We start from the raw sequence: 12,270 nt of genomic DNA, 5'->3' as shown, positions 1-12,270 counted from the left end.
TGACCATGGAACTCCCAAAGGGAGGTCCATGGTATGGGGGGTGAGGGGGTTCTTTCCCCCATCATGCAAATTCCCGTGGCACATCCGCAAGGGGGGCACGGTCGGGGCGCGGGGGATTCTCCCGCCATCCCGGATGTTACCGTGGAACCCCCTGACGGGAGTTCCACGGTTGGGGATGCGGGGGGTTCCCCCATCAGGCACGTTACAGCAGATCCTTCACCACCTCGCGCTCCTGGCGCAATTCGTTGAGCACGTTCTCGAACTTGGCGCGACCCCAGGAGGACATGGACAGACCCTCGACCACCTCCCAGCGCTCGCCGTCCGAGCGGAGCGGATAGCCGAAGACCAGACCCGGATCCACGCCGTATTGACCGGCGGATTGCACCGCAGCCACGAACCAGTCATCCGCCGGGGTCGGCGCGCCGAAGGAGACCAGGTGATCCAGGGCGGCGATGGCGCCGGAGGCGGCGCTGGAGGCGCCACGGGCCTTGATGACCACAGCGCCGCGATTCTGCACATCCGGGACAAAGGTATCCTTGAGCCACGCCTCGTCGGTGATCACCTCGGTGAGGGGACGCCCCTTGATCAGGGCATTCTCGAAGTCCGGATACTGGTTGTTGGAGTGGTTGCCCCACACCGCCAGCCTGGTCACGTCGTTGACCGTGACGCCGGCCTTGTTGGCGAGCATGGTCTTGGCGCGGTTGTAATCGAGACGCATCATTGCGCCGAAGCGATCCTTGGGCACATCGCTGTTGCTCATGGCGATCAGGCAGTTGGTGTTGCAGGGGTTGCCCACCACCACCACGCGCACATCCGAGGCGGCACGGTTGAGGGCCTTGCCCTGCCCCACGAAGATCGGTCCGTTGACCCGGATCAGATCGGCCCGTTCCATGCCCGGTCCGCGCGGACGCGAGCCGATCAGGAGCGCGGCATTCACGCCGTCGAAGGCCACTTCGGCCTGGTCGGTTCCCTCGACGCTGGCCAAAGTCGGAAACGCGCAGTCATCCAGTTCCATCATCACCGCTTCGCAAACCTTCATCGCCGGCGTGATTTCCAACAATTTCAGGTGTACCGGACGATCCGGACCGAAAACCGCGCCCGACGCCAAACGAAAGATGGCGCTGTAGGCGATTTGACCAGCGGCCCCGGTGACCGCCACGCGAACTGGATCTGCCATGCTGTTTTCCTCCCTGATTGCAATGGATGTGTTGGTTCAGGCCGCCATTTTGGCGCGTCTTGCTCGTTTGGACAAGCCTGCCCCCTGCCCCGGACCCCATAAGAAAGTTTCACGGAATGCATAAAATGACGCAAGGGGAACGCGCGTGCAACCCTTGCCACGCGCGCGACTCAAAAAGAGGGATCACAGACCGCGAAAGAGGGACTGCAAGAGCAACCACGGACCGCAAAAGAGAACCGCGGACTACGCGGATCGTTCCAACGCCTCATCCAGATCGGCCAGGATATCCCCGATCTCCTCCAGTCCGATGGAGAGACGCACCAACCCTTCGGTGATGCCGGAGGCCTGGCGTTCGGCATCGGTCAACTTGGCGTGGGTGGTGGTGGCCGGATGGGTGGAGAGTGTGCGACAATCCCCCAGGTTGGCGGTGATGATCGCCAGTCGCAGGCCATCGAGGAAGCGATGGGCCCGTTGGCGTGAACCGAGATCCAGGCAGACCAGGGCCCCGAAGCGACGCATCTGCCGGACGGCGAGTTCCCGTTGGGGATGATCGGGCAACCCCGGATAGAGCACCCGACCGGACAGTTCGGGGCGCGCGGCCAGATGGAATGCCACCCGTTCGGCGTTGTCGCAATGGCGCTCCATGCGCAGCGGCAGGGTTTCAAGCCCCTTGAAGAGCACCCAGGCGTTGAACGGGGAAAGGGAGGAACCGGTATTGCGCAACAGGGGATAGACATGATCCATAAGGGATTTCCTCTCCCCGGCGATCACCCCGCCCAGCACCCGTCCCTGGCCATCCATGTACTTGGTGGCCGAGTGGACCACCAGATCGGCTCCCAATTCCAGAGGCCGTTGCAGACAGGGGGTACACAGCACGTTGTCCACCGCCACGCGGATCCCCCGGTCATGGGCGATGCGACACAAGGCCGCCAGATCGACCATCTCCAGGGTAGGATTGGCCGGGGTCTCCAGAAAAAACAAACGGGTGGCCGGGGTGATGGCCGCCTCCCAGGCCGCCAGATCCGACAGCGCAACACGGGTGACGGCGATCCCCATCCGTTTGAGCAGGGAGTTGGCGATGTTGGTGGTGGAGCCGAACACCGAACGGCTGATCACCACATGGTCGCCCGCCGACAGATAGGCCAGAAAGGTCATGGTGATGGCCGCCATGCCGCTCGCGGTGGCCACCGCGTGTCCGGCCCCCTCGAGGGCCGCGACCCGTTCCTCGAACAGCGCCACCGTGGGGTTGGTGAAGCGGCTGTAGAGATTCCCCTCCTCTTCGCCGGCAAAAATCGCCCGCGCCTGCTCGGCGCTCTCGAAACGAAAACTCGAGGTCAAAAAGAGCGGCGGACTGTTCTCCCGCTCCGGCGTGGTCTCCCGACCGGTGTGCAACGCCGTGGTCGCCATGCCCCAGCCCCGTCCCTCCATGCCACCCCCATCCCCAGCCATGCACCCCCCCCTTTCGACAATTGTCCATCCGCTCCGAACCCCGATGACGCTCCCCGTGCCTAACTTGCATGATGGGGAGAGAACCCCCTCACCCCCCGTACCATGAACCTCCCTTCGGGAGTTCCATGGTAAACGAGCCGGCAGAAAGCCAAAGACCATTATGCCGCATTTACCCTCCGCCGCAACCCCGGACGGACCACGCCTCCACACGGCCCGACAACCCGGATCACCCTCCGCATCCCAGACCCCAACCCGACAAAACAACCGTTTCGTGGAATTCTGTGGCTTCGTGCGGTTTAGCAATGGAACCGACAGGAAAAATCCCCTATACTGAATGGTGCGAACGAGAGATCCGTTCCCTCTTGGTTTTTACCGCAGGAATCCCGAAAGAGTCCCGCGGACGGGGGTGAGGGGTGTTCCCCGATCATGCAAGTTTTCCAAGGAGCCGCTTCCATGTCGCAACAGCAAAAGTACCGTCTCGTCACGCGCAGCGATTTCGATGGCTTGGTCAGCGCCATGCTCCTGCGCGAACTGGACATCATCGACGACATCCTCTTCGTGCAACCCAAGGACATGCAGGATGGCAAAATCCCCATCAACGAACGGGACATCATCACCAACCTCCCCTACGTGCCGGGAGCCCATCTGGTGCTGGATCACCACGCCAGCGAAATGGAACGGGTCGCCGACAAACCCCACGACAACTACATCATCCATCCCGACGCCCCCTCGGCCGCGCGGGTGGTCTACCAGCACTTCGGCGGCAAGGCAGCCTTCCCGAATGTCCGCGACGACATCCTCGACGCCGTGGACAAGGCCGACTCCGGACAACTGCTCGAGGATGACGTGCTCTATCCCAAAGGGTGGATGCTGCTCAACTTCATCATGGATCCGCGCACCGGCCTGGGCCGCTTCAAGGAGTTTCGCATCTCCAACTACAACCTCATGATGGATCTGATCGAATATTGCCGCCGTCACACCGTCGAGGAGGTGCTCGAACTGCCGGACGTGAAGGAACGGCTCGATTACTACTTCGAACAGGAAGAGTACTTCAAAACCCAGATCCAGGCCCACACCAAAATCCATCGCAACCTGGCGGTGCTCGACCTGCGCCACGACGACATCATCTATCCAGGCAACCGCTTCATGATCTATGCGCTCTATCCCCAGTGCAACATCTCCCTGCACATCCTCTGGGGCCAGACCCGAAAGATCACGGTTTTCGCTTTGGGCAAATCCATCTTCAACCGAACCTCCAACACCCATATCGGTTCCTTGTGCCTGCAATACGGCGGCGGTGGCCACGCGGCAGCAGGAACCTGTCAGGTTCCCACCGAGAAGGCCATCGAGGTTCGCAAGGCGCTCGAGAACCGTATCCTGGCGGATGGGTGAACGGGCGATTTTAAAGGTATTCTCTCAGGATGACGAACGCATCGCACCTTTTTGGGACCACACTCGCCGCCGCTCTGCTCCTTTCCGGCTGCGTCACCCTCGATTCGCCGGGCCCCAGCCGCGCGCCCGATGCCCCTCCGGCAACGGCCACGGTGGTCCTCGACCCGGATCCCGGCAAGACCGACACGGGCAGCGCTCCGGAAACCAAAAGCGCGGCCAAGGAGATCAAGGGAAGCGTGACCCCGCCCCTGCCCAAGCCCACGCCACCCAGCCACCCCTCCCAGGTGAAACCCGAAGGGTTGATCGGCTCCACGGGCAAGGAACTGATCGCCCGTTTCGGTCCGCCCAACATCACCCTGGATCTCCGTCTGCCCAACAACCAGACCGCCGAGGGGTATCTCTACTACCCGAAGGATGGCAAAGGGTGCATTCACCAGTTCATCGTGAGCAGCGAGAAAAACAAGGTCATCGACTACGCCTGTCGTTGATCGGGGCTTGTTCCCCTCCGCCTGGACAGGGAGGGGTCGCCAGATAGACCGAGCCATCGACGCGCCAGCACTGCCGCAACCATTTTCCCCCACCGCCACCCGCGCCCTGTCGCAACGCCTGGATCCTCTCCTGTTCGCGATCCGCGACACCAGGCGGGGCGGGTGGAAGCAGCAGTTTGCGCGCGCGATGATCGATCCGCCAGGCGCCGAGCTGCTCGAGCACCGGGGTGCCGAGCAGGGGGATCCCCCGGGCGCCGGTCACGGTGAAGGGAACTTCGCGCAGCACCCGCGAACCGATGCGCAGGCTCTCCAGACGCGCCACGGCCAACTGCCCGGTGGAGCCGTCCGCCAGGGTCGAATGCACGGTCCCCAGCCAGTCCGAGGCGCGAATCAATCCCATCCCGGTCATCTGATCCACGATATCCCCTGGCAAGACCACCACATTGGCGCCGGTATCGATCAGGAACTCCACGATCACCCGATCGTTGAGCACCACCGGAATCCAGTACTGCCCGCGCGCCCCCTTGGGCAACAGAGGAACCACCTCCTCCGGGGGGGAGGGATGGCGGTCGCGTTCGCCGGATGCGCAGGGCTGATCCTTGAGGATGGTGCGCCCCTTGGCATCGATGCAGTGGTACAGGCGCCCCTCGCCCCGGTTCAGGTTCGGAACCAGGCACAGCAGGAACGCCATCCAGCGCGCCAGGCGCATCGGCAACGATCCGCGCGGGACCGACAACCTCACGACAGCGCCCCGGCAGCGTCCGAATCGGCCACCCCGACCACCGGCAACAGGTCAGGCATGCGCTCCAGCCAGTGATCGGGTCGCGAACCGGCCAGCTCCTCGCGCCCGTGACAGCCGAAGGTGACCGCCGCGGTCCGCACCCCGGCGTTGCGTCCCATGTCGAGGTCGAAGACAGTATCGCCCACCATCAACGTTCGCTCCGGCGCATGACCGGTGGCGGCGAGAATCTGTTCGATCATCGAGGGGTGGGGCTTGCTGGGCGCATGATCCGAGGTCATCCGCACCATGAAATACCCCTCCAGGCTCTGCTCGCGCAGGGTGCGCTCCAGTCCGCGCAACGACTTGCCGGTGGCCACGGCCAGGGTGACTCCCTGGCGGCGCAGGGCGTCCAGCGTCGCCCGCACCCCCGGAAAGAGCGGGGTGGTCAACTCCCCGCCATCCGCCAGCCGCTGGTAATGGGATTTGTAGGCCGCGACCGCCTGGTCGCGGCGCGCTTCGGAGGCCTCGGGCATGAGCACGGCCATCGCCTCGTGCAGGGAGAGCCCCACCACGGCGGCAATGCAGGCATGGGAGAGCGGAGAAACGCCACCCGCCTCCGCCAGCGACAGGTTGGCCGAACGGACAATCCCATCCAGGCTGTCCACCAGGGTGCCGTCGCAGTCAAAAATCACCAGGTCATAACGGAGGGACATAAGACTCTCCCAGGGGTTGACGCCAGGCTGGCGTGATGATCAAGGTTGGATGAGGATCTTGAGCGTTCCCGGCCCGGCGGCGCACGCCAGCGCCTCCACCCCCTGCTCCAATGAAAAAACAGCGTCGATCAACGGCTCCACCTCCACCACCCCTGCGGCCAACAACCGCAATGCCGCCGGAAACGGTCCGCAACGGGATCCGACCAGGGTGATCTCATCGACCACCAGGGAGGCGAAATCGAACGGCGCGGGTTCCGGCAGGGTGCTCTTGACCACCAGACGTCCGCGGGGGCGCACCAGACGCCGCGCCAACGCCAGCCCCTCCCGCCCACCCCCGCAGGCCACCACCAGATCGGCCCATCCCGACAGATCGACCGTCTCCCCCGCATGGACCGGAATCCCGCGCGCCGCCAGGATTCCCAACTTGCGGGAATGGCGTCCGATCACCCGGATCTCGCAACCGGTCAACGCCAACACCTGGGCCACCAGCAGGCCGAGCCTCCCATCGCCCACCACCACCACGCGATCGGAAGGTCGCAGATGGGTCTGTTCGAGGATCTCCAGGGCGGCGGCCAACGGCTCGACGAACACCGCCCGCCGGTCCGACACCCCATCCGGCACCGGATGGAGATTGGCGACCGGCAGGATCAGAAAATCGGCAAAGGCCCCGTCCCGACCACGAATCCCGATCACCCGGCGCTGCTCGCAGTGACTCCGCTCCCACCGCAAACAGGCCGGACAGGCCCCGCACGCCACGTTGATCCCGCCAACCACACGGAGATCCACCCATTCGGGCGCATCCGGCGCCGCGATCACCCGTCCCGTGAACTCATGTCCCAGAGTTCCGTCAAATCCGGCATATCCGCCCAATATCGCCAGATCCGTGGCGCACACCCCGGCCAGCGTCACCCGGATCAACGCCTCGCCGCGCGCCGGGACCGGAACCGGCCAACCGCGCTCCAGACGAACCGCGCCACCCGCGTAGCGCAGGGCCCGCATGCCCTCCCGATCCAAAGAGGCGTGATGCATGGAACGTTCAGCTCCAGGTTAAAAGGGGTTCTGGCGATGCCATCCAGGGTCCGCGTCGGCTGTTTGGCAAACCAAACAGCCTCTTATCGCAAACAGGGTGGCTTGTCGAAAGGAAAGAGGCTAGAATGGATCGATTGAAAGGACAAGGGCAGGTCTGAACACCAACGATCGAACCCTCCCCTTGATCATGCGACCACCACGCGAGAGATCGATTCATGAGTGTTTTCCCATCCAAGATCAATCGTCGTCAGGCGATTCTCGCCACTCTGGGTGGCACGGCCCTGGTGCTGATCGGCATGCGTCTGCAAAGCGCCCTCATGGGACGTCCGACAGACCCCACCCTGACCATGCCCAAGGAGTTGATCGGCGTACTGCTCCCCTCGCCGCGCGAACTGCAACCCTTCTCCCTGATCGATCATCACGAACGCCCCTTTGGACCGGAACAGGTACAGGGCGTGTGGACCTTCCTGTTCTTCGGCTACACCCACTGCCCGGACGTCTGTCCGCTCTCCATGGGACTGCTCGCGGAAACCTACGAAATCCTCGGCAAACAACCCGGTGGCCTGAACAAGGTTCAATCCATCTTCGTCTCCGTGGACACCGATCGGGACTCGCCGGAACAGCTCAAGAATTATGTCCCCTACTTCAACCCCGATTTCCTGGGGGTGACCGGCAAACAAGAGGCGATTCACGCCTTTGCCAAGCAACTGGGAGCCTATTACGCCATTCCACCCAAATCGGACAAGGGGGATGAGTCCCAACTGATCAGCCACTCCTCGGTCTTCTTTCTGCTCGATCCGGCTGGGAAATTCACCGCCCTCTTCCAGCCCCAGCTGCACCAGCCGGCCACCATGGCCGACCTGTTCCTGAAAATCCGCAAACACTATGGAGAGCCCTGATGAAACCCTTTATCGCCTCGTTGTTGCTCGGCTCCGCCCTGCTCGCCACCCCGGCCTTCGCCGCCGATCAACTCCAGGTTCAGGATCCCTGGGTGCGCGCGGGTCCGCCGGTCGCCCAGGCACTGGCCGGCTACATGACACTCCAGAACGCCGGAAGCCGGGAACTCAAGGTGGTCGGCGCCTCCAGCCCGAACTTCTCCAAGGTCGAGATCCACGAAACCGTCCAACAGGACGGCAAAAGCCTGATGCGTCCCAAACCCCAATTCGCCGTCGCCCCCGGCGCCAGCATCCAGATGACCCCTGGCGGCATGCACATCATGCTGATCGGCCCCAAGAATCCCCTGCAACCCAAGGATCAGATCACGATCACCCTGAAGTTCGCCGATGGCACCGAGCAGGCCATCACCGCCGAGGTGCGCGCCGGCAGTGGCGTCAAGAAAGAAAAGCCCCCAGCCGGAAAGGACGAGATGCACGAACACCACCATTGATCAACCGCGACTCTCGCGATTCGAGTCATGTTGATCGCTGCCAGGACCCCATGGGACGCACGCGGAGCATCCGACCCATGGGGCGGGCGGGGGAGTCCCCGCCCCGACCGCATGACCGCAACCATTCCAAGCGCCAATGGACCTGAGTCTCTCATGAACCACGCCCTCCCTCCCTCCCGATCCGCCTCCTTTTTCTGGCGCCGCATGGTCTGGCTGCTCCTGGCCGTCTGGTTGCTGCCAGCCACGCCGCTCCTCGCCGCGGAAGGCGAGGCACCCCAAGGGGGAGAAGAGATCGCCATTCCGGAAGACCTGGCGACCGGCGGACAGGAGGCGGAGTTTCTGCGCCAACTCAAACCCCGCGTCACTCCCGGAACAGGCAGTGGCAACCTGGACCAATTGCGCGCCAGGAACGCCAGAAAGCCCGCCACGGATCTCCCCCTGGACGCAACGGGCAAGGGATTCTCGCTCCTGGAGGCCGATTTCTCCCTGCGCGCCAAAAGCTCCCTGATCCAGTTCGGCTACAACATGTTCCGTCAGGTCAAGGATCGAACCGCGCCGGTGGTTGGCTCGGCGCCGGACTCCTACGTCCTGGGCGTGGGCGATGAACTGCTGGTCTCCTTCCGGGGCAAGAACGAAAAAAGCTCGGTGGCCAAGATCGATCTGGAAGGCAAGGTGATGATCCCCACCCTGCCCGAACCCATGATGGCCATGGGGCGGCCATTCGGCGAGTTCCGCGAGGAGCTGCGCGACAAGATCCGCACCACCCAGGTCGGCACGGAAGTGTTCGTCTCCATCGGCTCGTTCCGCTTCTTTTCGGTCTATGTCATGGGAGAGGTCACCCAACCCGGCGTCCACCGGGTGACCGGACTCTCCACCCTGCTCGACGCCCTGAGCACCGCCGGAGGGGTGCGCAAGACCGGTTCGCTGCGCACGGTCCAACTCCATCGCGATGGCGTGGTGCGCACCATCGACCTCTATGCCCTGCTGAACAAGGAAGGCGGCGGCGAGGATCCCACCCTGGCGGTCGGCGACCGCATCGTCGTGCCGCCCATCGGTCCGGTGGTGGCCATCTCCGGACTGGTGAAACGTCCGGGCATCTACGAACTGGCTTCGGGCGAAAGATCCATCCCCCTGAACGCGCTTCTGGAACTCTCCGGCGGAACGGTCTCCCCGCAAGGCAACCGCTTCTCCCTGCTCAAGCCGGACGCCAGGGAACGCGAGTCCCTGGTCGAACTCAAGGGACAAAAACAGGAAAAAATCGTCAACGGCAACATTGTCCTCGTCGAGGCGCTCGGCGGTCCGACACTCATGGGCGAGGTGGCCATCGAGGGACACGTCTCCCGCGGCCATACCCGTTCCCTCGCCTCGGCACCCACCGTCCGCTCCCTGCTCAACGATCCCGAACTGCTGCTCCCTGACCCCTATCTGCCGTTCGGCGTCATCTACCGCACGGATCCAAAAACCCGCAACCGAACCTTCCGTCCCATCGATCTGGGCTTGATCCATGCACGTCACGAGATCGATCAACCGCTCATGAATCACGATGTCCTCATCGTCTTGAGCCACGAGGATATCCGCTTCCTCTCCTCCGAACGGGTGGCCGCGGTGTTGCAGAAAAAATCCGCCAAGGATTCCTGCGTCGCCCTGACGCGCCTCGAGGCGGTGGCCGCCGCCTCCGATCCTCTGCGCTTTTCCAATCTCTTTCAGTTGAAGGAGATGGGGGTCATCTCGGGCAAGGGCAAAACCGATTCGCCCCAACTGAACGCCGAATCCGCCGAATCCCTGCGCCTGACAACCGCCACGCAGTTGCAGGATTCAGCCGGTCCTCTGGATGGAAAAATGGCTGACTTGAAAGCCGCACCACGCCTTGCACCCGCCATTCCGGTCGCTCCTCAGAACAATCGGGATACCCAGCCGGTCAGCTGTCCAACCATCTTCAACAAATATCCGGATCTGCTCCCCCTGCTTCTGGACAACTCCGTGCTCCTGGAGGGCAACACCGACTACCCGACCCTCTTCCCGGTGCTGCCCGGCGCGCGCATGAGCGATATCGTCGCCATGGCGCAAGGGGTGATCGGCGCGGCCCGGTTCGACAAGAGTCTCTCCCTGGAGTTCCAGATCGACCGAAAAACCGGAACGCGCGACGCCACGCGCCGGGTCATCACCCTGCCCTCCAGCGACATCGCCACCTTCGATCTGCAACCCGGCGATGTTCTGCGCTTCAAGCTCGGACAGGTCCACCTGGTCGGCCATGTAACCCGCGAACAGCATCGCTCCCTGCAATCCGTACCCTCGGCACGCCACTTCCTGCTCGATCCCGACGTGCTCAAGACCGATCCCTATCTGTTGTTCGGCGTGGTGCGCCGGGTCGATCCCACCAGTCGCGCCCGCGTCCTGACCGGAATCAATCTGGAGTCCGCCATTCGCGGCGATGCCACGAGCGATCTGAAGCTCATGGACAAGGATGAGCTGGTGGTGTTGTCCCAGCAGGACGTGCGCTTCCTCTCCAATCCCCTGGTGCAATCGATCCTGCTCGGCAAGTCCCCGCGTCAGGAGTGTACCTCCCTGTACCACCTGGCCGAGTTGATGTCCTCCTCGGATGCCTACCGCTTCTCCTCGGCGATCAATCTCTCGCTCTCCGAATTCGAGCATGATCGCAGCTCGGCCAGAAAAACCGCCGACAAAAGCAACACCATGATCGTGACCGAAGGGCCCGGCGTTCGCAAAACCGAGTGTCCGGCCATCTACGAACGGTTCCCGGAGCTCCTGCCTTTCGTGCTCGAAAATGCCGCCATCCTCACCGGGGAGGTACGCACCCCCGGAGTCTTCCCGATCCAGGAGGGGACCCGTCTGGCCGCCCTGGTGCAGAGCGGCGGTGGCATGACCAGCCGCGCGGATCTCAAACAGGTGGAACTGGCCCGCGCCACCCCCGATCTTGACCGTGGCAGAGCGGAAACCAAACGTTCGGTGCTGGATTTTTCCAGTGGCAAGAGTCTGGAGGATTTTTCTCTGACCCCTGGTGACGTGCTGCGTTTCAGCCCGATCTTCTCGGATCGCGAGATCGGTTATGTGCGGCTGGAAGGGGAGTTCATCCGCGCCGGCCTGTATGACCTGCGCCGCGACGACAAACTGTCGGATATCATCGAACGGGCGGGCGGGGTCACGCCTCACGCCTTCCCATACGGGGCGATCTTCACCCGCACCAGCATCCAGAAAAACCAGAAGGAGAGCTTCGAGCGGGTGGCGCGGGAGATGGAGATGAGCCTTGCCGCTCTGGTGAGCACCAGCGGGAAGGATAAGGGGGAGGCCGCAGCCATCCTGGAGAGCACCCGCGGCATCATCACCTCGCTGCGTTCCGTGCAACCCTTGGGACGCATGACGGTCGAGGCAAATTTGAAGAATCTCAAGACCAATCCGGATCTGGACATCTACCTGGAGGCCGGGGACCGGTTGTTCATGCCGAAAAAACCGAGCGAAATCTCGGTCTCCGGGGCTGTGCTCAATCCGGGATCGTTCCTGTTCATGGCCAAGCACACGCCGATGGATTACATCAAGTGGGCGGGCGGATTCAAGGAGAACGCCAGCAAGGGGGACACCTTTGTGGTCATGCCGGATGGGAAGGCCCAAACCCTGTGGAGTCTGACCACCTGGTGGGATCAACAGTCGAGCGCCCTGGTTCCGGGCAGTTCGATCATCGTACCGTTGGATCCCAAGCCATTCGAGCTGGTCGGTTCCCTGAAGGACATGAGCCAGATCATCAGTCAGTGGGCCATCACGATCGCCTCCCTGGCGGTGTTGAACCGTTGAGCAGGTACGGACGCGGCATCGGGATGACGAACGGGTACGGACGCGGCATCGGGGCGGGGTGAAGCGGGATGCCCGCTCCGATCGCGTCCCGCCAGGCACGGGGCGCG

General features: G+C 63.3%; 10 protein-coding genes. 5 read left to right on the top strand and 5 right to left on the bottom strand.

Annotated elements, in window-relative coordinates:
• Window positions 1–202: 202 nt before the first annotated feature.
• Together ACOY6C_RS03105 and ACOY6C_RS03100 are read right to left on the bottom strand one after the other, a co-directional pair.
• Window positions 203–1,177: a malate dehydrogenase gene (locus ACOY6C_RS03105; RefSeq protein WP_420904013.1), complete on the bottom strand. Its 975-nt coding sequence runs from the start codon at window positions 1,175–1,177 to the stop codon at window positions 203–205.
• A gap of 243 nt (window positions 1,178–1,420) precedes the next feature.
• Window positions 1,421–2,626, bottom strand: coding sequence for an O-succinylhomoserine sulfhydrylase (locus tag ACOY6C_RS03100; protein ID WP_420904012.1), 1,206 nt, complete (start codon window positions 2,624–2,626; stop codon window positions 1,421–1,423).
• 453 nt (window positions 2,627–3,079) lie between these two features.
• Between ACOY6C_RS03100 and ACOY6C_RS03095 the strand changes: the two genes are divergently transcribed.
• Both ACOY6C_RS03095 and ACOY6C_RS03090 read left to right on the top strand, forming a co-directional pair.
• Window positions 3,080–4,018, top strand: coding sequence for an exopolyphosphatase (locus ACOY6C_RS03095; protein ID WP_420904011.1), 939 nt, complete (start codon window positions 3,080–3,082; stop codon window positions 4,016–4,018).
• Between the two features lie 29 nt (window positions 4,019–4,047).
• Window positions 4,048–4,506: a hypothetical protein gene (locus tag ACOY6C_RS03090; protein WP_420904010.1), complete on the top strand. Its 459-nt coding sequence runs from the start codon at window positions 4,048–4,050 to the stop codon at window positions 4,504–4,506.
• On the opposite strand, the gene ACOY6C_RS03085 is transcribed toward ACOY6C_RS03090, so the two are convergent.
• From ACOY6C_RS03085 to ACOY6C_RS03075, 3 genes are read right to left on the bottom strand one after another with little or no spacing between them, the layout of a single operon-like run.
• A complete protein-coding gene (locus ACOY6C_RS03085) occupies window positions 4,484–5,248 on the bottom strand; it encodes a retropepsin-like aspartic protease family protein (RefSeq protein ID WP_420904009.1) in 765 nt (254 codons plus the stop codon). The genes ACOY6C_RS03090 and ACOY6C_RS03085 overlap by 23 nt on opposite strands.
• The gene (locus tag ACOY6C_RS03080) at window positions 5,245–5,940 is read right to left on the bottom strand and encodes an HAD family hydrolase (RefSeq protein ID WP_420904008.1); all 696 of its coding nucleotides are present in this window, start codon (window positions 5,938–5,940) and stop codon (window positions 5,245–5,247) included. The genes ACOY6C_RS03085 and ACOY6C_RS03080 overlap by 4 nt, the downstream gene beginning before the upstream one ends.
• A gap of 39 nt (window positions 5,941–5,979) precedes the next feature.
• Window positions 5,980–6,969: an MDR/zinc-dependent alcohol dehydrogenase-like family protein gene (locus ACOY6C_RS03075; protein ID WP_420904007.1), complete on the bottom strand. Its 990-nt coding sequence runs from the start codon at window positions 6,967–6,969 to the stop codon at window positions 5,980–5,982.
• 215 nt (window positions 6,970–7,184) lie between these two features.
• Between ACOY6C_RS03075 and ACOY6C_RS03070 the strand changes: the two genes are divergently transcribed.
• From ACOY6C_RS03070 to ACOY6C_RS03060, 3 genes are all read left to right on the top strand, one after another.
• A complete protein-coding gene (locus ACOY6C_RS03070; protein ID WP_420904006.1) occupies window positions 7,185–7,868 on the top strand; it encodes an SCO family protein in 684 nt (227 codons plus the stop codon).
• Entirely contained in the window at window positions 7,868–8,356 is a 489-nt protein-coding gene (locus tag ACOY6C_RS03065; protein WP_420904005.1) for a copper chaperone PCu(A)C, read from the top strand. The genes ACOY6C_RS03070 and ACOY6C_RS03065 overlap by 1 nt, the downstream gene beginning before the upstream one ends.
• A 153-nt stretch (window positions 8,357–8,509) precedes the next feature.
• Window positions 8,510–12,163, top strand: a complete 3,654-nt coding sequence (locus ACOY6C_RS03060) for an SLBB domain-containing protein (RefSeq protein WP_420904004.1) — start codon at window positions 8,510–8,512, stop codon at window positions 12,161–12,163.
• Window positions 12,164–12,270 lie beyond the last annotated feature (107 nt).

Source organism: Candidatus Magnetaquiglobus chichijimensis (genome assembly GCF_045865675.1).
Classification (GTDB): Bacteria; Pseudomonadota; Magnetococcia; order Magnetococcales; family Magnetaquicoccaceae; genus Magnetaquiglobus; species Magnetaquiglobus chichijimensis.
This window is presented reverse-complemented; position numbering and strand designations above follow the sequence as displayed.